The sequence below is a fragment of the Acinetobacter sp. MD2(2019) genome, assembly GCF_035615615.1.
Classification (GTDB): Bacteria; Pseudomonadota; Gammaproteobacteria; order Pseudomonadales; family Moraxellaceae; genus Acinetobacter.
This window is the reverse complement of sequence record NZ_VTDU01000008.1, coordinates 15,769-37,617: the sequence shown is the minus strand read 5'-3', so window position 1 is coordinate 37,617 and position 21,849 is coordinate 15,769. Positions and strand designations below refer to the sequence as shown.

The following is a 21,849-nucleotide window of genomic DNA, read 5'->3' as shown; positions in this document are numbered from 1 at the left end:
TATAGATTTTTTAAAATAAACCCAAAGCGTTTTGATTTATCCGTAAGCGTAATTGCCACAAGAGCGCGATCCATAAAAAACCAAGCCCCCATCCAGCGAAAACATCTGTTGGAAAATGAACTCCAGCATAGATTCTTGAAATTCCCATCGTGAACCACCATAAAATACCTAGCGCAACCCAATAAACATTTTGCTTGCGATAAATGCATGCTCCAAGACTGACTAAAGTTGCAGCATATAAACTATGTGCACTTGGGAAAGATGGACCATAACTTTTTACAATGGCATAAATAACTTCTGGACGGGGACGATCAATTGCCCACTTTAGTGACCAGCCAATGATTATGCTGCCGATGATGCCAGCAACAATAAACAGAACGAGCCCATATTGCTGTTTCAATAAAAAATATAAGCACCAGAGTACTGTAAGTATCGACACAAAAGGCATGCCACCCATCAGTGCAAACACTTGAGTGAGTGCATCAAGCACAGGCGTTCTATGCTGACTAAACCATTGAACTGTTGAAATATCGAACATGTTTGCAAAGCCAAATTGCAAAACAATTGCACTGGCTGCTAACAAGATGCCACCTATATAGATATAAAGGTTGGGCATAACAAATCCTTTACAGTGATGGTTTGAATACTTTTGTGAATGTGCTAAGTGTACTAACCAGTACACTTTATTTCAATATCAAAATTTAATTAATTCTTTCAAGCTTAGCCCATGTTATAACACAAGCGTAGAACTTGGTTACCAAACAGAAACAATATCAATCATACAGAAAAATCTGGTGTAGATTTTATTTTTCCTATTCATTTTTTTAATGAATAGGATGACTTAGTGCTTTGACGATGGATCTGAATGTTGAATATGACTATCGTTTTTAGGTGGCCAAAAAAAGTCGCTTGGACGGGTAAAAAAGTGCGTTAGCACTAATTTTGCCAAAGGATTCCATTGTTCAAAACGTACCCGACGTGCACGCAGTGCCACAATAATGGTGAGTGAAAAGCTCACAAATAAGTTGGTCAAACCAATTAAAATGACCCCAAGAATTGACACCAAAATAATGCCGATATCTGGGCTTTGAATACACATTAAACCTTGAATTAAATTGGCAGAGGCAAAGGCGATGTGACGAATATCGAAAGGTAAACCCAAAATAAAGCCAATGGTGCCAATGCTACCGAGCATAATCCCGAATAAAAAGTTACCTGCTAAAGCACCTAAATTACGTTCAATATAGTCTGCAAATTGATTTTGACGTTCTTCACCTAACAGTTTATGTAAACCTTTGTGGGCTTTGATGCGTGGGCCAATTTTTCGATAAATGGCCATGTTGTCAAAATAACCAGCAATTAAGCCAGACAAAAATAGACACACGCCTGCAATCGCTGCATGTGGCACAGCCAATGAAGTAAACGGGTCTAAGGCGTGTAGCGTGTAGGCGGCTTTGCTCGTGTTTAACAACGGTTCATGCCAAATAATCGGCCAAAGATAAGTGATGATTCCCGCCGTTGGAATGGCAATGCTAATGTTACCCAAAATGGCAATAAATTGCGTTCGGATAATATTGACAATCAATTCAGCAAGTTCAGCCAGTTGCGCGGTTTTACTACCTTTTCTGTGCTGTACGGTTGATGCTAATGCAGCGGCAGTCATAGCGGGTTGTTTGGTTGCAACGGTAAAATGAAGAAGATGAATAAATACAAAGCCCAGCGCATAATTCATGCTATAGCTAAAAGCGTACATAAACGGTGAAAGTACTAAGCGTGAAAACAAAATTTTAATGGTTGCCATAATGGCAATAATAAAACCTGCACCTGCTGCCGCGCGGTACATGCCAAAAAAGCCTTTTTTGTCGCTACTTACATAATGTTCGCCGGTCTTACTGGCATTTTCTGTCACTTGCAGTGCTAAAAGTTCACTATTGGCAGACAGTAATGCCCCGACACTTTTTTCATTGTGAATGGCTTTGACCAAGTCGGAGAGTAATTCTTTACTTGCCGTGGTTCTTGCCGTGGAAACAGGGTTAATGAGCTGTAATAGAACCTCTAAGCGATCTAAACTTTGCTCTAAAACAGTTAATAAATAGGTTAAATTTAAGCTGACACCAATGCGTTTGGTGGCACGGCGAATGCTGGTCACCACGTCTTTACATTGTTCAATCATTACAAATACAGCGGCGGCATCGGGAATGCTTTCGCTATGCTGTTCACCTTGCTGAATAGACAAATTCAATTGCTGGATAAATTGTAGCATCTCTCTATTTTGTGCAATAAAAGGCGACTCATACTCGGTCAGTTTGGGTTCGGCATAAATCAGTTCGGGGAATAATCCAATCCCGCTAATGCGATAGCTTAGAACATTAATGGCTTTAATTAGGCTGTGCTGTAAATGGTTTTTAATGTTTGGGTCGGTCAAACCTTGGTCGAATAAACCAAATAAAAGCGCCCAATCGTTGGCGTCAATGCGTTCTAACCAATAGCGGTCGCTCGGTTTATAAAAAACTTTGGTGATTAAATCTTGTAGCTGCGTGTCATCTTCAAGTGGTGGAAGTATGCGAGAAACAAGGCGCTGACCCAGCTGATCCCAAAAGCCATCTAAAGATAAAATGCCGCTGTCGGCATAAAGTTTGGTTTGTTTATATTGGGTGATCAGTTTAAGAATATATTGATGCAGTAAATTCGAAAAATCCGGCGTTTGTAAAATAATTTGTATTGCCGTACTAATGTTTTGCTGAATTTCTTGGTTATCTTTGGTGTTTTTTGGGCGTAAAACTTCAATAAAGTCGACTAAGGGTTGTTCATTCACAGCAGCAACACTAGAATCGAGTTGCTGCTGTATAGATGTTCTAATCTGTTGGAGTAATTGATTTGATGTGGATTGGTTAATCATTGAACTCTATCTAATGCTAGCATCGCTAAATTGTGTAAGGCCTGACGCGAAGCGCTTTCAGGAAGTACCTCTAAAGCAGTCAGTGCAGCTTGTGTTTCTTGCTTGGCGCGTTCAAGACAGTAGTCTAAAGCCCCACAAGTTTGAACAATTTCGATGACACGGTCAAGTTCAGTCAATCCGCCCGTTGCAATACTCTTACGAATAATCTGGTGTTCTTCACCAGATGTGTTTTGTAATGCCGAGATTAAAGGTAAGGTTGGTTTGCCTTCCATGAGGTCATCACCAATGTTTTTACCTAAAGTTTCTGCATCGGATGTGTAGTCCAAAATATCATCAATAATTTGAAAAGCATTGCCAAAATGACCAGCATATTGTTTCAAAGCGCTTCGATATTCGGGTTTGCCCGCCAAAATGGCCGCACCTTCGGTCGCCAATTCAAATAAGCGAGACGTTTTACCATGAATAATACTCAGGTAAGTTTGCTCGGTGGTGTCGGGTTGGTGTTGTGCTTGTAATTGTAAGACTTCACCTTCGGCAATTTCACAGGTTCCTGTCGAGAATTCTTTTAACAAGACCATGTCGTTTAAATCGACCAATAAATCAAAAGCGCGGGCAATTAAAAAATCGCCAACTAAAACTGCTGTTTGATTATTCCATGTGGCATTGGCGGTTGGGCGACCACGGCGTAAATTGGATTCATCGACCACATCATCATGTACCAATGTTGCGGTATGTAGCATTTCGATCACCGCAGCAAGACGCTGTGTTTTTAATAGATTTGTTTCTCCGCAGGCTTGTGCTGCAAGTAAACACATAATCGGGCGCATGCGTTTGCCGCCGGCTTCAACGACATGTTTACTGACCGACATGACCAATCCGACTTTAGAGCTAATGCCTTCATTGATGAACGTATCCATCGCTGCAAAGTCAGCGGCAACAGGCGCGAGAATGTCATGCTTAAAATCAATGGTCATATCAATAGAAACCTTAGATCTATTTAAAAGATAAAATGTTATTTGTCTAAGCAACCTAATGTAGATATCGCTTAAACGGGTTTGCTGGTCTGCTTGAGCGTTTGATTTATACCATAATTTGTTTAAAGTTTCCTAAATTGCAACGCAGATTTGCGTTGATTTGTATGATCTTTAACGAAACCTAACGCAGTTTTAGAAAAAAGTATAAACATTGCTTGAGATTTTATGGTTTTTTTCATAAAATAACCGCCTTTGAATAATACCCAGTGGCGATCGTTTTAAGATCAATATATCCTTGTATTGGCACGACGACACGGGCAGTGTGGAGTACGATATGTACGCAGTAATCCAAACCGGTGGTAAACAGCACCGCGTTGTTGAGGGTGAAACCCTTAAAGTAGAATTATTGAAAGCTGAAACTGGTACAACTATTACATTTGATGATGTATTAATGCTTGTAAACGGTGACAACGTTCAAATTGGTGCTCCAGTTGTTGCTGGCGCTAAAGTAACTGCAGAAGTAGTTAGCCATGGTCGTCACGACAAAATCCGTATTATTAAAATGCGTCGTCGTAAACATTACCGTAAACAACAAGGTCACCGTCAATGGTTTACCGAGTTGAAAATTACTGGTATTTCAGGCTAATCACGAGGAGTAATAGACATGGCTTCTAAAAAAGCTGGTGGATCGACTAAAAACGGTCGTGATTCGAATCCTAAAATGTTAGGCGTAAAAATTTACGGTGGTCAATCAGTAACTGCTGGTAACATCATCGTTCGTCAACGTGGTACTGAGTTCCACGCTGGTGCAAACGTAGGTATGGGCCGTGACCATACTTTATTTGCGACCGCTGACGGCGTAGTAAAGTTTGAAGTGAAAGGTCAATTTGGCCGTCGCTATGTAACAGTTGATGCTGAATAAGTATTAAACTGCTATAAAAAAAGGCCTGCTTATGCAGGCTTTTTTTATGTTTGTTGTGAGGTGCATGCTTCATAGTTTATTCAAAATTTAAACCATGCTCACAAAACCGAAGACAGAACGATACAAAATTTCTTCATTTCTATATTTAGTGCGGTGGCTGTGTTGGTTAGTATAGTGGCTGTGATAATTTTTCATTTAAAAACATAATAGAAGGTGAGCGTATGAATGTGCTTGGTCGAAATATCAGCGCAAGTATTTTAGGGGTTGCCCTTGTAACACCTGTAGTCAGTATGAATGTTTTCGCGGCGCCTGTGTCTGAGCAACAAGCAACACAAAATTTAGTTAAGCAATTAACTGGCTTGCATAGCTTTTCGGCAAATTTTACTCAAACAACCAAAGCGAATGGTCAAAAACCTGTTCAGAAAAAAGGGTTGAGTTCTCAGCATTTAAATCAAACATTTCAAGGGGTCATGAAGGTTGCACGTCCAGGTAAATTCTTCTGGGAAACCACGTCGCCTTCAAAACAAACCATTGTTACTTCGGGCAAAACAGTCTGGATTTATGATCCTGATTTGCAGCAAGCGGTGCGTCAAAATTTAAGTGATCAGGTCGCCAATACGCCTGCGTTATTGTTGTCTGGCAATACCAGTCAGATTATGCAGTCTTATCGGGTGACGCAACCTGATAGCAGCAAAACCTATTACACCTTAACACCTAAAGCCAAAGACAGTGCATTTTTGAATTTGACCATGAGTTTTGCTGCAAATGGCACGCCATCGTTGATGATTTTAAATGATTCTTTAGGGCAAACCACCACGGTGAAGTTTAGCCAAGTGAATAAGAATGCCAGTATTCCTGCTGCAACCTTTAATTTTACTCCACCTAAAGGCACAGATATTATTGATCAATAATCTATACCGCTAAATTGTGGTGATGTTTATCATTTAATACTCATAGAACGCCATAGCGAATCTGCCTATGGCGTTTTTTCTTTGTGGGTATAAGATACATTTTTATTATTTTTTTTAATCGAATAACTTTTGTATAGTGAAATAAATCAGAGTTTAGGAAAGTTCTATCATGTTACAGTGGGATCGTCATTATCCTAAAACCTTATTGTCTGTCTTGGTGTTGGCAGGGTTTTTAGCAGGTTGCCAGCCATCTTCATCTACAAATCAAGCCGATGCAGCAAAGCAAAACAGCTCAGAAAATGCAGAACAAGCGATTCCTTTAATTACTGCACAAACCGTTCCAGTCAAATTACAACAATCTGTGGTCTGTGAAACTGATGAATGTACCAATTATCAATTAGCTACGGTTAAAACCAATGTGGCGTGGATTGATGAATACTTTTTACAGCGTATCAAAAAAGATGTGCCGCTTGCATTTAAAGCGACTCAAAAAGCTGCCTCTGAGGTGAATCCAAGTCAAGTGAATCAAAATCAGTATCGCGCGCGTTATTTGGGACAAAATAATCATTTAGCAAGCTTTGTGCTAGATTCTTCAAGTTACAACGCTGGCGCTGCGCATGGAATGTATCATTCAGACTATGTGGTTTTAGATTTAAGCCGTAAACAACGGGTGATGGCCGATCAGTTAGTGCAAACGGGTAAACAGCAGCAAGTGATTGATGCATTGTATGAGGCCAATCAACAATGGCTGAGCGAGCATGAACTAAGTAAAGACAAGCTCGAATTAAGTGATAATTTTTATTATGGCGTGCATGGAATTGTGTTTGTCTATCCGTTATATGAAATTGCTTCGTATGCCGATGGCATGCCTGAGCTGACTTTGCCATACCACATGGCGCAAGGTTTAATTAAACCTGAATATTTACCTAAGTAAGCGGTTCAAATGTGCTTTGTAGTGTGAGAGATGACTATATTTTTTATGGTGAAGCGCTTACACTATTCAGCAATCTTTTTTATGCAATTTGACTGGTTATGATCGACCCAAAATTACTTAGAAGCAATATTGAAGCCGTAAATCAGGCGCTAGCAAAACGTGGTGTGCAATTAAATGTTGAGGAATGGGCAACCTTAGAAACACGCCGTAAAGAACTGCAATCGAAAACAGAAAATTTGCAGGCAGAGCGTAATACGGGTGCTAAGCAAGTCGGGCAGATCAAAAAATCAGGTGGCGATGCATCCGAAATTATGGCGCGTATGCAAGCCATTGGTGATGAAATTAAAGCCGCAGAAGTTGCGCTTGCCGAATTACAAAATGAGCTTGAACAAAAATTATTGTCTATTCCAAATTTACCCGATGCCTCTGTGCCTAATGGTAAAGATGAAAGCGATAATCTTGAAATTTTAAAATGGGGTACGCCACGCCAATTCGATTTCGACATTAAAGACCACACCGACTTAGGTGAGTTCATGGGTGGTTTAGAATTTGAAACCGCAACCAAATTGACGGGTTCTCGTTTTAGCGTGATGAAAGGCCCTTTGGCGCGTTTACATCGTGCTTTAACCCAGTTTATGCTGGATACACACACGCTTAAAAATGGTTATACCGAAGCGTATGTGCCGTATTTGGTCAATGCAGATTCATTGCGTGGTACAGGTCAACTCCCTAAATTTGAAGAAGATTTATTTAAGCTTCAAGGCGAAAAAGAATATTATTTAATTCCAACGGCTGAAGTTCCTGTGACTAACTTTGTCCGTGACGAAATTATTGATGCCGAACGTTTACCGTTAAAATATACCGCGCATACACCATGTTTCCGTAGTGAAGCCGGTTCTTATGGACGCGATACACGTGGATTAATCCGTCAGCACCAATTCGATAAAGTCGAAATGGTTCAAATTGTTAAAGCTGAAGATTCAATGCAAGTGCTTGAAGATATGACCACACATGCAGAAGGCATTTTACAGGCGCTCGGTTTGCCATATCGTAAAATCTTACTTTGTGGTGGCGATATGGGCTTTGGTTCAACCAAAACCTATGACCTAGAAGTTTGGGTGCCAAGCCAAAATACCTATCGTGAAATTTCAAGTATTTCAAATATGGGTGATTTCCAAGCACGCCGTATGAAAGCACGTTACCGCACAGACCAAAAGAAAACCGAATTGGTGCATACGCTCAATGGTTCAGGTTTGGCGGTTGGTCGTACCTTACTTGCGGTGATGGAAAATTACCAACGTGCTGATGGTTCGATAGAAGTGCCAGAAGTGTTACGCCCATATATGGGCGGTTTAGCTTACATCGATTAATCTTGTGCATGCTTCTTGCTTAAAACGATTGGATTAAAGAAATTAGGAGATTGTTTTGGAAATTTTTCCAATTTCGCTCAAGTTGCAGCAGCAAAAATGTTTGATCGTTGGTGGCGGGAGTATTGCTTATCGTAAAGCGGTTTTATTGCAAAAAGCAGGGGCAATTGTGGATGTGGTTGCCCCTGAAATTGAAGCAAATCTACTTGAAATTGTGCAGCAATCGTCTGGTCAATTTTTGCAACATGCGTTTACTGAGTCAGACTTAAACTGTCCTTATCGCTTGGTGATTGCAGCCACAGATGTTCCTGAAGTCAATCGTTTGGTGTTTGTGCTGTGCGAGCAGAAAAACCTTTTGGTGAATAGTGTGGATGATATTCCACATTGTCGCTTTATGGTGCCTGCCATTATTGACCGTTCGCCCTTGGTGATTTCCGTGGCATCGAATGGGTCATCGCCGGTTTTGTCTCGTCAATTACGTACTCAAATTGAAACTTTGGTGCCGCAAGGTATGGGAGCATTGGCTGAGTTTTCTGGCCAGTGGCGTAAACGGGTTAAAGCGAAAATATCCAATCCAGACCAACGCCGTGTATTTTGGGAAGAGTTGTATGCAAGCCCTTTAAAAGAGCAAGTGTTTGCAGGCAATACTGAAACTGCCGATCTGCTTATGCAACAAGCCTTAGATAATTGGTCGATTCCAAAAGGCGAAGTGTACTTGGTGGGTGCAGGCCCAGGCGATCCTGAATTATTAACCTTAAAAGCACTGCGTTTAATGCAACAAGCCGATGTGGTCATTTATGACCGTTTGGTTTCTCCACCCATTTTAGATTTGTGCCGCCGCGATGCCACAAAAATTTATGTGGGCAAAGCACGTTCAAATCACAGTGTCCCGCAGGATGGTATTAATGCCTTGTTGGTTGAATATGCACAGCAGGGCATGCGCGTTTGTCGCCTAAAAGGTGGCGATCCGTTTATTTTTGGGCGTGGTGGCGAAGAAATTCAAGAATTATTTGCATCGGGTATTTCTTTTCAGGTTGTGCCGGGTATTACTGCGGCATCGGGCTGTTCAGCCTACGCGGGCATTCCGTTAACCCATCGCGATTACGCACAAAGTGTGCGCTTTTTAACGGGGCATTTAAAGGAAGGCTCACCTGAATTGCCATGGAAAGAATTGGTTTATGAAAACCAAACCTTGGTTTTATACATGGGCTTGGTGGGCTTAGAGCGAATTTGTCAGCAGCTGATTGCGCATGGACAACGTGCAAATATGCCGGTGGCTTTAATTTCAAAAGGCACGACGCCCGAGCAAAAAGTTGTGGTTGGAACATTACAAGATATTGCATCCAAAGTTGAAGCGCATCAAATTCAAGCTCCCACACTCACCATTATTGGGGAAGTGGTTACTTTGCGCGAGCAACTGCAATGGAACGAACGTAAGTAAATCGATACGTATTTAAAAGAGAGTAATGAAGTGATTCATGTTGTTTTATTCGAACCTGAAATTCCTGCAAATACAGGAAATATCATTCGTTTATGTGCGAATACAGGGGCGCAGTTGCATTTGGTTAAACCCTTAGGCTTTGAATTAGATGATAAAAAGCTTAAACGTGCGGGCTTGGATTATCACGAATATGCAAACATGAAAATTTGGGACACTATTGAACAATGCCTTGAAAACTTAACGGCTCAAGGTGTGCAGCATATTTTCCCTTTAACGACTAAGGGATCGGCTACACCGCATACGGTCGATTTAAATCGTCCTGTTGCGGTATTAATGGGCCCAGAAACGCGTGGTTTACCAGAAGCGGTACGTTTAATGTTTCCTCAAGAACAGTGGATTCGCCTACCTATGGCCGAGAATTCACGCAGCTTGAATTTGTCGAATGCAACTGCGGTAATTGTGTATGAAGCATGGCGTCAGCAAGGTTTTAAAACGCTGTAATTCATCTTTAAACACAATTTAAGTGCCAGTTTTGGCACTTTTTTATTTTTAAGCAATATTTCCAGATAAGTCAGAAATTCTAGATTTAGAGATTAAATCAACTCAATTGGCATGTTTTATTCATCCTCAAAAAATGTGAATTTGTCTTGAATAGATTTAGCGTAGCAACAAGAAAATTACACAGATTTATCGCATTTTTAAGATTTTAATGCGTATTATGCAGATAATGAGTTCATTGAATAATTAAAGGATGATCTGTGCATCATGTTTAAATCTTTTTTTCCTGCACCGAAAAGCTTTTTTCTTTCATTTGTAATTTGGTTCTTTGTTAACCTTGCATTATGGCATTCGGGGGGCAAGGAATGGGGAACATGGTTGGGTTTTCCGGCCGGTTACGCCAATGCTGAACTACCGATTGGTGTCAGCAGATTTTGGTCGCCCGCCTTTTTATGGTTCTATTTATGGTTTTTTGTGGCAACGGTTGTGTTCGCAACCTTTTGGAAAATCTGTTCTAAAAATCCATGGCAGCGCTGGGCGATTTGGGGTTCTGCTTTTATTTTATTTAATATCTGGTTTAGCGTTGAAGTGGGCGTATTGGTCAATGCTTGGTACAACCCGTTTTACGATTTAATCCAAAAAATGTTGGCTAGTGGTGGGGATGTTAAAGATCTTTATCTTGGATCAATGACCTTTTTAAACATTGCCATGGTGGCTGTGACCATTTCTGTGCTGAATTCATTTTTTGTCAGCCATTATGTATTTCGCTGGCGCACGGCAATGAATGACTATTATGCCGCCCATTGGGAACAACTCAGACATATTGAAGGGGCTTCGCAACGTATTCAAGAAGATACCATGCGTTTTGCAACCACCACCGAAAATTTAGGGGTTAACTTTGTCAAAGCATTGATGACGCTGATTGCCTTTCTGCCAATCCTTTTTAAACTGTCTGAACATGTCACCGAATTACCATTTGTTGGGGCAATTCCTCATTCATTGGTTTGGGCAGCGATTGTTTGGGCGTTGTTTGGAACCGTAGTTTTGGCCGCCATTGGCATTAAACTGCCGGGCTTAGAATTTAATAATCAAAAAGTTGAGGCGGCGTATCGTAAAGAATTGGTGTATGGTGAAGATCATGCCGAGCGTGCGCAACCTGCAACCTTAAAAGAACTTTTCTCAAACGTTCGTACCAATTATTTCCGCTTATATTTCCATTATGTTTATTTTAACTTGGCTCGAATTTGGTATTTACAGCTCGATAATATTTATAGTTTGTTTGTGCTTTTTCCAAGTATTGCCGCAGGAAAAATGACCCTTGGGCTGATGTCGCAAATTAATAACGTATTTGACCAAGTACGCAGTTCGTTTCAATATTTAATTAGCTCTTGGCCAACCATTATTGAATTGCTTTCAATTTATAAGCGTTTAAAAGCCTTTGAGTCAATTTTAAAATAACCAAACTTTGCAGATTTGAAATGGTTAAATTTACGCTTTCAAATCTGCGGTTTATCCTGTGCATTGAACAGTACAGGAGAATTAAGCCAGAAAAAGGACCCCACAAACTGCCCCAATCAGCATCAGCCACATTGGGTGTAGCTTGGTCAAACAGCCCAATAATGTGGTGAATAGCATAATACCAACAAGGCTCAGATGAGTTAAAGAAGGCTGTGCAATAAAATACGCGCTGACTAAAACCATACCTACAGTAATTGGTTTTAATGCGTATTCAAAAAGTGCTCGGAATGGATGTGCTTGAAAACGATTCCAGTAGTGCAACATTGCTAAAGTGACGATGGATGAGGGTGCGAATTTGGCAACGGTCGTCACCGCTAAGCCTGAAAAACCTGCCACATGCCAACCGATTAACGGTGAAATCATCATGTTTGGCCCAGGTGCCGCCTGAGATAACGCAAACATGGCGCTAAATTCTGCATTACTGAGCCAATGGTGAACATCTACCACTTGATGACGCATTTCAGGCAGTACCGTTACCCCGCCACCAAAAGCCAATAATGAAAGTTTGGTAAAAATGCAGAATAATGCCAGTAAGACCGGATTCATGCCTTCACCTTCAAGATCAGCATATTGAGGCTCAATAAAATGATTAAAGTGAGTAGTAGTGATAGTTTCAAGCCAACCATCAAAATAAAAATTAACGCCACAGTTAAATAACTGAGTTTACTTTTAATCAGGGGTTTAAAGAGTTTAATGCCTGTGGCCAGTAGCAGTCCTGCTGCGGTGGCGGCCAGTCCTAAAATGAGATGTTGCACCCACGCAATCGCTTGAAACTGTTCATAAAATGAATACAGTAAAATCACGCATAAAGTGGGCACGCAAATCAGCCCTGAAATTGCAGACAATGCACCTTTAATGCCGTGAAAATGCATGCCAATCGCCACCGACATATTCACCGCATTGCCCCCGGGTAAAATTTGGCATACACCGAGTAAATTGGTAAATTCTGCTGGATTCAGCCACTGTTTTTCTTCCACCACCAGGCGATGTGTTAAAGGAAGCACACCACCGAAACCGATCATGCCAAGTTTTAAAAAGCCGAAAAAAAGCTCGGAATTGGTTGGCGTAGACGTTTGATTTTCCATAACATTCATTGTCTTTATAGGTGACTCAAATAATCCTTGTGAACATACTGTGTTGGATTGACGCTTGATTTGATGATCAAGATGATTCGTCATTGAATCATAACAATAAACGCCGTATTTTAATGTGTAAAATGATAAAAATTTAGAATCGTTCCGACTAAATGCTGTTGTGGCTGAGCCAAAGTTACTTTGATTTCTCTAAAATTAAAATCGCCATCATCAATATATTTGGCTACACCATGCGTTTTATAGCTCAAGTTCGGAATTTGATAACTAAAGAAGGCAACTTGTTTTGATGGATGTACGATATTGATTAATTTTTTTCGGTCTTGATAGCCACCATATTCATACTCAACACTTTGTTTGAGCAAATTTGGAAAATACAGCGTGGCATAGGGCATACCACAACCTGCACACACCGAAGAATCATAAAGTTTAATCGCCTGTTTTTGATCGGGACTCATGATCAACGCACGGCCCGTTCCATTTGCGCCCACATCCACCTCTATGTCTTGCCATGTGCGAGGCACCAAAACCACACCAATTTCTGGGATATCTAGTAGTTTCAATTGACTGGCTTGCTCGGCAGACAGTTTAAAATCAAATTGGCAAGTTTTGGCTGTGCACTGTTTAAACTCTCTCACTAATCCATCTCCAATTGGGTTACTTGCAGTGATGCCATAAAATGGTACGGTGACCTTGTTTTTAAATGCGACTTCGCCCAGTGCATCAGTTTGGTTCTCTTGCTTACGCTGTTTTAGGCTACTGGAAAAATGTGGGAAAGTGGGGTTGAAGCTGGAAACTGCTGCATAAGTCGGTGCAATCGCGAAGACGCATCCTAGTACGAGCAGATATTTTATGATATGTCTGTTCATGAATAAAATCATCCTTCAAAAGTATGCGGGTTTAAAACGTACGTATTTTGAATACAATAGTGCATTATTGTATTTTTCCTCAAAGATTTAACATGGTGCTTGTATTAAAAATATAAGGATTGCCTGAACAATGACTCATATAAAAACAATCTTGAGTGCTTGTAGCCTTTTGGTGGTCAGTTCATGGGGCTTGGCTCAAGACATTCAAGGAATCAAATTCTTTCATCAAAATTGGGAGGTGTACTGTTCGAATACCGGTACCTGTCGTGCAGCGGGGTATCAACAAGATGAATGGACTGGCTTGCCTGCATCTCTTCTATTGACCCGCAACGCTGGTGCTAAACAGCCTGTACACGCCGAATTTGCTTTGGCGGGTGGCGACCAAGAAATATTTCCTAAACAAAAAATTAAAAATATTCATTTTTATCTCAATGGCAAGGATTGGGGAGTTATTGCTGTTGATGGTGCTGATTCACCGTTAATGGGAAAACTTTCTGCCACTCAAGTCAATGCGTTACTGCAACACTCTGCTCAAAACGTAGAGATCAGCTTTAAAAATGCCCATTACACATGGCAAATTTCCGATGCAGGCCTGACCGCCACGTTGATGAAAATGGATGATTTTCAAAAACGCATGGGTACGGTCGGTGCATTGGTGAAAAAAGGCAAATTAGATGAATCTAAGGTATTGATGCCACAGCCAAAATTGGTGATTAAACAAGTCAAAACAGCCAACAAACCTTATTTAACACTTCAACCCAAAACCCAACACTATACAGCGTTACATACGCTGTTGATGGCGACCAATCCAGATTCAAAAGATGAGGACTTTTGTGACGGTATTTATAATGGCGATGGCGCAGAAGCGCAACCGATTGAACTATACAAGCTCAGCAATAACAAGGTACTGGCGACCACCTTATGCTGGCGTGGTGCCTATAATGAAGGGTATGGGGCTTGGGTGCTGGATCAATCGCTGAAAGGTCCGGTGACCTATGTGACGCAGTCGGCTTCTGATATCGATTCGGGTATGATCAGCAGTGCACAAAAAGGGCGCGGGATTGGGGACTGTTGGTCGAGTGATGAATGGGTATGGGATGGACAGATGTTTGTGCATACTCAAGAGATGTGGACAGGCATGTGTAAAGGCTTGGCTGCAGGTGGCGTATGGGAACTGAATCAAATTGAAGCAGTTGTAAAATAATATGTTGAATCTTAAATGAATTATTTTAAGGAGTTGTTATGTTAAATCATAAAGTTACATTAAAAAAACTCATGTTTGCAGTTGCATGCGCTGGTTTGAGCGTATCGGGTTATGCTGCACCACTGCACATTTTAGAATTTAAAAAAGCACAATTCAGTCAAACACAGAAAAATGCGTTATGCACGCAGGTCAAAACGTTGTGTGACCAACAAGGGCAATTGCAAAGTCTAAAAACACCCGATCAACATGTGTGGGTGCTAGTAGATAAAACGATTGCTGAGTTTGACGTTGTTGCGAAAGAGTTGAAATTACTCAAATATTGGCAAATAAAGCTGAGTCCCACTGAGGAAACGATGACATCGAAACCTTATATTTTTCCTCGGCTTTTTCCAATGCAAGCCAACCGATATGCGGTTGCAATGATTGACACGACGACAGAAATGTATTCGGGTGGTGGGGCAAATATTGAGCGTGCGAGTTTTTACGAACTAGAGGCAGATGGTCATACACGTCAGTTTATACAGGATTACCCATTTTACTTTTACCGTATGATTCGAGCCTGTTTTTCAGAAGATGACTTTAAAGTTTCCAAAGGACAATGCCATGATGAAGATTGGTTAAGCGTGGATATACAACCGATCAAACCGATGCTATGGCAATTTAAGTATCGCTATCATTTACAAGTGTCACCTGTGTCGGATTCAGGGCAGAAATCATTTAAAGGCAGTAAAATTGTAAAAATTGACTTAGATCACGTGCCCAAACGCCCGAATATTCCAGAACAATGGGATTATGAAGGAATGAATTAATTGGGCGATTGACAGCTGAGTCATAGATACCGCTCATCTGAATGTGTTAGAAATAGAATATTATTGATTGGAACTGAAGCTATGTCGCACCTTTATCCTTTTAATCGCCGTAAATTTTCATGTTTGGGATATTCGCTTGTTTTAGCGAGTGCGCTGTTGGGGGCGTCGCAAATGGCAAGTGCAGGTGCTGCGGTGGATCAACTCAGTGATTGTTTGGTGAAATCCACCACGGCAGCCGATAAAACGACGGTGTTGCAATGGACCTATGCTGCTTTGTCGGTACATCCTGATTTAAAAGCATTTAGTCATGTTACAGCTGAACAAAAAGATCAGCTTGATCAAAAACTTGCTCAAGTATTACAGCGCATTATCATTGATCAATGTTCAGCGCAAACTAAAAACGTGATTCAATCTGAGGGCTTGCAGGCGGTGGGGCAGAGTTTTCAGCAGTTAGGGCAGAGTGCTGGTGAGGATATAGTTAAAGACCCTGCGGTGAAACAGCAGTTACAAGGGACATTGCGTTATATTGACTTAAATAAAGTGGCGATGACGTTTTTAACGCCGGGGTTGTTGGATAAGTTGGGTTTGTAAATCCACTGCGCCCGAGAGGGCTACTATTTTGAATAGCAATATCAGGATAGTCTTGAAAATTGGGTATGCCATACTAATTGGCGATTTCACTATATAAAAAATCACGCATAAAAAAAGGCTTAGAATGCTGAAGGCATCCCAAATCTTCAAGTTTTGTAGATGATGTGATTTTTGATGGTAATGTATTTTGGCTCAAAATTTTAAATTAATTTATGATATGAAAAATATACATTAAGTATTGAATCTGGATGTTTTAACTCCATATTTCACATAATTAAAAAAAATTGGCGGTTGAAATGACAGTTAGAAGCAGGCAGATTGGATCAGTAAAGAATGAATTAGTTAAAAAGTCTAGAGAGTCTGCTTTAGCAGCAGTACAAATTTTTAATAATCCCAGTATGTCATTCAAGGCAGAAGCATATATTGTATTAATGATCATTGCATGGACTTATTTGTTGCATGCATATTATCGCAAAGAAAAAGTTGAATATAGATATTTTGAACAGCAAGGAGTTAGAAAAAAGTTTCATAAAACAGCTAAAGGGGCATATAAATATTGGGAGTTAGAGCGTTGTTTAAATTCTTCTGAATCCCCGATTGATAAAGATACTGCTAACAACCTAAGATTTTTAATTGGTTTAAGGCATGAAATTGAACATCAAATGACAAATAGAATAGATGATTTATTGAGTGCTAGATTTCAAGCTTGTTGTTTAAATTATAATGAATATTTGAAAAAATATTTTGGGGATTATTTAGGAATTGAGAAACATCTATCATTTAGTCTTCAATTTTCATCTATTGATGAAGAACAAAAAGAAATGTTGATTGATCAAGAGGGATTACCAAGAAATATTTCCTCTTATATCTTAGACTTTGATCAATCATTAAGTGAAGAAGACTTTTCTAATCCGAAATATGCTTATCGTATCTTATTTATTCCTAAATTAGCTAATAAAAAAGGGCAAGCAGATAAAGTCATTGAGTTCGTTAAATCTGATTCACCATTAGCAGATGGTGTGAATAAACAATATGCTGTTATTAAAGAAACTGAAAAAGCTAAATATCTACCATCACAAATTGTTGAAATTATGAAAAATGAAGGGTTTTCAGATTTCAATATGCATAAACATACTCAACTAGTTAATCAGTATGATGCCCGTAATCCGAATAATGGCTATAGTGTAATAGTTGCTGGTAAACAATGTTTCTATTATGAAAGATGGTTGAAGGCGGTGCGTTCAAAATTATCACCATGAAACTTTTTTAGAAAAAACCCGCTCTAAAGCGGGTTTTTATTCCAAAATTAATCAGCTTAACCAATCAACTTCTTCATCAATTCATTCACTTGCGAAGGGTTGGCTTTGCCTTTGGCTGCTTTCATGACTTGACCAACAAGACCATTAAAAGCTTTTTCCTTACCCGATTTGTATTCTTCAACCATTTTTTCATTGGCTGCCAATACATCTTTGATAATAGCCTCAATTGCACCTGTATCGGTTTCTTGCTTTAAGCCTTTTTCTGCAATGATCTCATCCGCAGATTTGCCTTCTTCCCACATAAAACCGAACACTTGCTTGGCGATTTTACCGTTAATGGTGTTATCGACAATACGGGCAATCATGCCGCCCAATTGTTCAGCAGAAACAGGGGACTCAGCCAATTCTAAGCCTGCTTTGTTTAAAGCACCTGAGAATTCACCCATCACCCAGTTGGCAGCCACTTTACCTTGTGCTGCACCGCCAGAGGCTTTCACCACAGCTTCGTAAAATTCAGACATTTCACGAGTCAGCGTTAACACATGCGCATCGTATTCCGTCACGCCAAAGTCGGCAATAAAGCGTTCACGACGTGCTGCAGGCAATTCAGGCAAGGCTGCACGTGCTTGCTCAATTTGCGCATCGGCAATAATTACAGGTAAAAGGTCAGGGTCTGGGAAATAACGGTAGTCGTTCGCTTCTTCTTTCGAACGCATCGAACGCGTTTCCATTTTTACAGGATCGAACAAACGGGTTTCTTGGTCAATCGTGCCATCCCACTCCAAAATTTCCATTTGGCGTTCAATTTCAACATTAATCGCTTGTTCGATAAAACGGAATGAGTTGAGGTTTTTCAACTCGCAACGTGTACCAAACGGTTGACCCGGACGACGTAGCGACACATTACAGTCGGCACGGAATGAACCTTCTGCCATGTTACCGTCAGAAATGCCTAACCAACGCACCAAGGTATGAATGGCTTTAATATACGCCACCGCTTCTTCAACCGAACGCATGTCGGGTTCAGATACAATCTCAAGTAAAGGCGTACCGGCACGGTTTAAGTCAATGCCAGACATGCCTTCAAATTGGTCGTGAATGGATTTACCGGCATCTTCTTCTAAATGCGCACGGGTCACGCCAATACGTTTAACGGTGCCATCTTCAAGTTGAATATCAATATGCCCCAAACCTACAATGGGGTTGTCCATTTGGCTGATTTGATAACCTTTTGGTGAATCTGGGTAGAAATAGTTTTTACGCGCAAATACTGAGGCTTGATCAATATATGCATCAATGCCCAAACCGAAACGAATGGCTAAATCGACTACTTCTTTATTCAGTACCGGCAAAACACCCGGCATGGCTAAATCGACAAGGCTGGCTTGGGTATTTGGATCATTACCAAATTCAGTTGATGACCCTGAGAAAATTTTAGATTGGGTTGCCAATTGCGTGTGAATTTCAATACCAATGACGACTTCCCAACCATCAATAAGGTTCGACTTCGGTTTAGCAGTTTTTTGAGTATTAGCCATTATGCTTTCTCCTCAGCAATTGCCGCACGTTGCGTATGGAAGTTGGTGTGTTGTTGATATTGATGTACCACAGATAACAATTGTGATTCAGACCAATAGTTACCAATCAATTGTAAGCCCACTGGTAAATTGTTGCTGTCAAAACCAACAGGCGCATTGATGGCAGGTAAGCCAGCAAGGTTTACCGCCAAGGTGTAGATATCACCTAAGTAAATTTCGACAGGGCTTAAATCTGCACCGAGTTTATATGCGGTGGTTGGCGCAGAAGGCGCTGCAATCACATCCACATTCTCAAAGGCGTTTAAGAAATCTTGTTGGATGAGGCGACGAACTTTTTGAGCTTTGACGTAGTAAGCATCGTAATAACCTGCAGACAAGGCATAGGTCCCAATCAGGATACGACGTTGTACTTCGGTACCAAAACCTTCCGAGCGTGAACGCTTGTATAAATCCATTAAATCGGCAGGGTTTTCACAACGATAGCCATAACGCACGCCATCATAACGTGACAGGTTCGACGATGCTTCGGCAGGGGCAATTAAGTAGTACGTCGGCACGTAGCTTTCTGTCATGTTTAGGTCAATTTCGACCAGTACCGCACCCATTTCTTGCAATTTTTTTAGCGACTCTTCAACACGAGCTTTGACCTCAGCATCCAAACCGGCAACATTAAAGTATTGCTTTGGAATACCAATTCGTAAGCCTTTAAGCGCAGTGGCATTTAAATTAGCAACGTAGTTATCCACTTCTTTATTCACCGAAGTTGAATCTTTAGCATCGTGACCTGCCATCACATTCATTAAATAGGCGCAGTCTTCTGCCGAACGTGCCATTGGACCGGCTTGGTCAAGTGAAGATGCGTAGGCAATGATGCCGAAACGAGAGACACGGCCATAAGTCGGTTTTAAACCAGTTAAGCCACAAAATGACGCTGGCTGACGAATCGAACCGCCCGTATCTGTACCTGTGGCAAAAGGTGCAAGATCAGCGGCAACCGCTGCTGCTGAACCGCCAGATGAACCACCCGAAACATGGTTTAAGTTCCATGGGTTTTTGGTCGCACCGTAATAGGAATTTTCAGTCGCCGAACCCATGGCAAATTCATCCATGTTGACTTTACCTAAAGTCACCAAGCCGGCTGCATTGGTTTTTTCAACCACGGTAGCATTGTAAGGTGCAATAAAGTTGTCCAACATTTTTGAACCGGCAGAAGTTTTAAGCCCTTGGGTACAAAAAATATCTTTATGTGCCAGTGGAATACCTGTGAGTGAGCCCGCATTGCCTGCTTGACGTGCAGCATCGGCAGCATCGGCTTGTGCCAAAGCGTATTCGTTGGCAACCGTCACATAGGCGTTGACTTTGTTGTCCAGTTTGGCAATACGGTCTAAATAGTGTTGTGTCAGTTCACGCGAAGAGAACGTTGCAGAAGATAAACCTTCTGATAATTCTCGAATCGATAAGCGGTGTAAGTCGGTCATAATAAGAGTCTAAATAGAAAATTTTTACAAAAAGTAACAATAAAAGGGCTTATTCAATTACACGCGGCACAAGATATAAACCGTCTTGTGTTGCCGGTGCGATCGCTTGATAGTCTTCACGATGGTTATTTTCAGTGACCACATCAGCGCGAAGCGGTTGTGGCATATCAAATGGACTTTTTAACGGTTCGATACCAGTAGTATCAAAGGCTTTCAATGTTTCCATCATGTCTAAAATTTTATTTAGACTTTGTGCGAACTCGGCAGATTCAGCATCATTGGGCGATAAACGAGCAAGATTTGCAATCTGTGAAATGGTTTGAGCATCCAAATTTGAATGCTGCGCATCTGATGTAGACATAACATCACCTCGTCAGTATCAAAAAAAATAAAAATATTGTGCTATATGATAAGCGATTGACTTGTTCAAAGCATCACATTTAGTTAAAGTTGCGACCTTGCGTCCATATTTGTAGAAATTGAGAACGACCCGTGATTCTAAAACGACTAATTGGCTTGTTTTCGCCAGATCTTGCCATTGATTTAGGTACAGCTAATACACTAATTTATGCGCCGGGACGGGGCATTATTTTAAATGAACCGACAGTAGTGGCGATTCGTCATAGCGGTTCGCAAAAAATTGTAGCTGCTGTAGGTCTCGATGCTAAACAAATGCTCGGTCGTACACCAGCAAATATTTCTGCAATCCGTCCGATGAAAGATGGTGTAATTGCTGATTTTGAAGTCACTGAAACCATGTTAAATCAATTTATTGGTAAAGTGCACGAAAAGCGATTATTTCCACCCGCACCGCGTGTTGTGGTTTGTGTGCCGTGTAAATCGACTTTGGTTGAGCGTCGTGCCATTCGTGAAGCTGTGTTTAATGCAGGCGCGCGTGATGTACGTTTAATTGAAGAGCCAATGGCTGCGGCGATTGGTGCAGGCTTACCTGTAGAACAAGCATGTGGTTCTATGGTGGTTGATGTGGGTGGCGGTACGACTGAAATTGCCATTATTTCACTTCAAGGCTGTGTTTATTCAGACTCTTTACGCATTGGTGGTGATGTGTTCGATGAACAGATTATTAACTATGTACGTAAAGCACATGGCTGTGTGATTGGTGAAACAACCGCAGAATTAATCAAAAAAGAAGTCGGTATGGCTATTGCTGGCGGCAGCGAGAAGCTTGAAATTGAAGTTCGTGGTCGTAACCTTGCCGAAGGTGTTCCACGCTCAATTACTGTGACTTCAGATGAAGTGATGCAAGCCATTGCAGATCCATTACAAAGTATTGTTTCTGCTGTAAAATCTGCCCTTGAGCAAACCCCACCAGAATTATCATCAGATATCGCTGAACGTGGAATTGTACTGACTGGCGGTGGTGGTTTATTACGTAATCTAGACAAACTATTGGCGCAAGAAACAGGCTTGCCTGTGGTTGTGGCTGAAGATCCATTAACTTGCGTAACACGTGGTGGTGGTAAAGTCTTAGAATTCTTTGATAATCCAAACCACGACATGCTTTTTGTAGGTTAAAAGGATACGG

Annotated in this window: 22 protein-coding genes; 13 read left to right on the top strand and 9 right to left on the bottom strand. The window is 41.0% G+C overall.

All coding sequences use genetic code 11. The annotated features are described in order from the left end of the window. Positions 1 to 10: 10 nt before the first annotated feature. The 3 genes from I2F62_RS06085 to sdsA all read right to left on the bottom strand — a co-directional run bounded on the left by I2F62_RS06085 (position 11) and on the right by sdsA (position 3,873). Positions 11 to 616, bottom strand: coding sequence for a phosphatase PAP2 family protein (locus tag I2F62_RS06085; RefSeq protein ID WP_324626132.1), 606 nt, complete (start codon positions 614 to 616; stop codon positions 11 to 13). Positions 617 to 841: 225 nt separating this feature from the next. Next, the gene (locus I2F62_RS06080; RefSeq protein ID WP_324626131.1) at positions 842 to 2,899 is read right to left on the bottom strand and encodes a site-specific recombinase; all 2,058 of its coding nucleotides are present in this window, start codon (positions 2,897 to 2,899) and stop codon (positions 842 to 844) included. Then, positions 2,896 to 3,873, bottom strand: coding sequence for an All-trans-nonaprenyl-diphosphate synthase (sdsA, locus tag I2F62_RS06075; RefSeq protein WP_324626130.1), 978 nt, complete (start codon positions 3,871 to 3,873; stop codon positions 2,896 to 2,898). The genes I2F62_RS06080 and sdsA overlap by 4 nt, the downstream gene beginning before the upstream one ends. A gap of 334 nt (positions 3,874 to 4,207) precedes the next feature. Here sdsA and rplU point away from each other — a divergent pair, with 334 nt between their 5' ends. The 8 genes from rplU (at position 4,208) to sbmA (ending at position 11,404) form a co-directional block, all read left to right on the top strand. Beyond that, positions 4,208 to 4,519 (top strand): 50S ribosomal protein L21, encoded by a 312-nt coding sequence (rplU, locus tag I2F62_RS06070; protein ID WP_324626129.1) that lies wholly within the window; start codon positions 4,208 to 4,210, stop codon positions 4,517 to 4,519. 18 nt (positions 4,520 to 4,537) lie between these two features. Next, entirely contained in the window at positions 4,538 to 4,795 is a 258-nt protein-coding gene (gene rpmA, locus I2F62_RS06065; protein ID WP_324626128.1) for a 50S ribosomal protein L27, read from the top strand. 221 nt (positions 4,796 to 5,016) lie between these two features. Continuing rightward, on the top strand, positions 5,017 to 5,706 hold the full coding sequence (gene lolA / locus I2F62_RS06060; protein ID WP_324626127.1) for an outer membrane lipoprotein chaperone LolA: 690 nt from the start codon (positions 5,017 to 5,019) through the stop codon (positions 5,704 to 5,706). Between the two features lie 169 nt (positions 5,707 to 5,875). Further along, the gene (locus I2F62_RS06055) at positions 5,876 to 6,640 is read left to right on the top strand and encodes an RsiV family protein (RefSeq protein WP_324626126.1); all 765 of its coding nucleotides are present in this window, start codon (positions 5,876 to 5,878) and stop codon (positions 6,638 to 6,640) included. A 98-nt stretch (positions 6,641 to 6,738) separates the two neighbouring features. After that, on the top strand, positions 6,739 to 8,010 hold the full coding sequence (serS, locus tag I2F62_RS06050; protein WP_324626125.1) for a serine--tRNA ligase: 1,272 nt from the start codon (positions 6,739 to 6,741) through the stop codon (positions 8,008 to 8,010). Between the two features lie 55 nt (positions 8,011 to 8,065). Beyond that, positions 8,066 to 9,448: a siroheme synthase CysG gene (gene cysG, locus I2F62_RS06045; RefSeq protein WP_324626124.1), complete on the top strand. Its 1,383-nt coding sequence runs from the start codon at positions 8,066 to 8,068 to the stop codon at positions 9,446 to 9,448. Between the two features lie 30 nt (positions 9,449 to 9,478). Next, complete coding sequence (locus I2F62_RS06040; RefSeq protein ID WP_324626123.1) at positions 9,479 to 9,949, top strand: tRNA (cytidine(34)-2'-O)-methyltransferase; 471 nt, start codon at positions 9,479 to 9,481, stop codon at positions 9,947 to 9,949. A 264-nt stretch (positions 9,950 to 10,213) separates the two neighbouring features. Continuing rightward, positions 10,214 to 11,404 carry a peptide antibiotic transporter SbmA gene (gene sbmA / locus I2F62_RS06035; RefSeq protein ID WP_324626122.1) on the top strand — a complete coding sequence of 397 codons (1,191 nt, stop codon included), beginning with the start codon at positions 10,214 to 10,216 and terminating at the stop codon, positions 11,402 to 11,404. An 81-nt stretch (positions 11,405 to 11,485) separates the two neighbouring features. Here sbmA and I2F62_RS06030 read toward each other — a convergent pair whose 3' ends face one another. The 3 genes from I2F62_RS06030 to I2F62_RS06020 all read right to left on the bottom strand — a co-directional run bounded on the left by I2F62_RS06030 (position 11,486) and on the right by I2F62_RS06020 (position 13,424). After that, on the bottom strand, positions 11,486 to 12,010 hold the full coding sequence (locus I2F62_RS06030; protein ID WP_324626121.1) for a chromate transporter: 525 nt from the start codon (positions 12,008 to 12,010) through the stop codon (positions 11,486 to 11,488). After that, a complete protein-coding gene (locus I2F62_RS06025) occupies positions 12,007 to 12,558 on the bottom strand; it encodes a chromate transporter (RefSeq protein WP_420713733.1) in 552 nt (183 codons plus the stop codon). The genes I2F62_RS06030 and I2F62_RS06025 overlap by 4 nt, the downstream gene beginning before the upstream one ends. Positions 12,559 to 12,668: 110 nt before the next feature. Further along, positions 12,669 to 13,424, bottom strand: a complete 756-nt coding sequence (locus tag I2F62_RS06020) for a DUF4850 domain-containing protein (protein ID WP_324626119.1) — start codon at positions 13,422 to 13,424, stop codon at positions 12,669 to 12,671. A gap of 139 nt (positions 13,425 to 13,563) precedes the next feature. Here I2F62_RS06020 and I2F62_RS06015 point away from each other — a divergent pair, with 139 nt between their 5' ends. From I2F62_RS06015 to I2F62_RS06000, 4 genes are all read left to right on the top strand, one after another. Continuing rightward, the gene (locus I2F62_RS06015; RefSeq protein ID WP_324626192.1) at positions 13,564 to 14,628 is read left to right on the top strand and encodes a DUF1176 domain-containing protein; all 1,065 of its coding nucleotides are present in this window, start codon (positions 13,564 to 13,566) and stop codon (positions 14,626 to 14,628) included. 38 nt (positions 14,629 to 14,666) lie between these two features. Continuing rightward, positions 14,667 to 15,437, top strand: a complete 771-nt coding sequence (locus I2F62_RS06010; RefSeq protein WP_324626118.1) for a hypothetical protein — start codon at positions 14,667 to 14,669, stop codon at positions 15,435 to 15,437. A gap of 81 nt (positions 15,438 to 15,518) precedes the next feature. Beyond that, positions 15,519 to 16,028: a hypothetical protein gene (locus I2F62_RS06005; RefSeq protein WP_324626117.1), complete on the top strand. Its 510-nt coding sequence runs from the start codon at positions 15,519 to 15,521 to the stop codon at positions 16,026 to 16,028. Positions 16,029 to 16,324: 296 nt separating this feature from the next. Further along, on the top strand, positions 16,325 to 17,287 hold the full coding sequence (locus tag I2F62_RS06000; RefSeq protein WP_324626116.1) for a DUF3644 domain-containing protein: 963 nt from the start codon (positions 16,325 to 16,327) through the stop codon (positions 17,285 to 17,287). Between the two features lie 56 nt (positions 17,288 to 17,343). Here the strand turns inward: I2F62_RS06000 and gatB are convergent, their stop codons facing one another. From gatB to gatC, 3 genes are read right to left on the bottom strand one after another with little or no spacing between them, the layout of a single operon-like run. Next, entirely contained in the window at positions 17,344 to 18,825 is a 1,482-nt protein-coding gene (gatB, locus tag I2F62_RS05995; RefSeq protein WP_324626115.1) for an Asp-tRNA(Asn)/Glu-tRNA(Gln) amidotransferase subunit GatB, read from the bottom strand. Next, a complete protein-coding gene (gatA, locus tag I2F62_RS05990) occupies positions 18,825 to 20,303 on the bottom strand; it encodes an Asp-tRNA(Asn)/Glu-tRNA(Gln) amidotransferase subunit GatA (protein WP_324626114.1) in 1,479 nt (492 codons plus the stop codon). The genes gatB and gatA overlap by 1 nt, the downstream gene beginning before the upstream one ends. A 49-nt stretch (positions 20,304 to 20,352) precedes the next feature. Beyond that, a complete protein-coding gene (gene gatC / locus I2F62_RS05985; RefSeq protein WP_324626113.1) occupies positions 20,353 to 20,664 on the bottom strand; it encodes an Asp-tRNA(Asn)/Glu-tRNA(Gln) amidotransferase subunit GatC in 312 nt (103 codons plus the stop codon). Positions 20,665 to 20,795: 131 nt separating this feature from the next. Between gatC and I2F62_RS05980 the strand changes: the two genes are divergently transcribed. Next, positions 20,796 to 21,839 (top strand): rod shape-determining protein, encoded by a 1,044-nt coding sequence (locus tag I2F62_RS05980; protein WP_324626112.1) that lies wholly within the window; start codon positions 20,796 to 20,798, stop codon positions 21,837 to 21,839. The last annotated feature ends 10 nt before the right edge of the window (positions 21,840 to 21,849 follow it).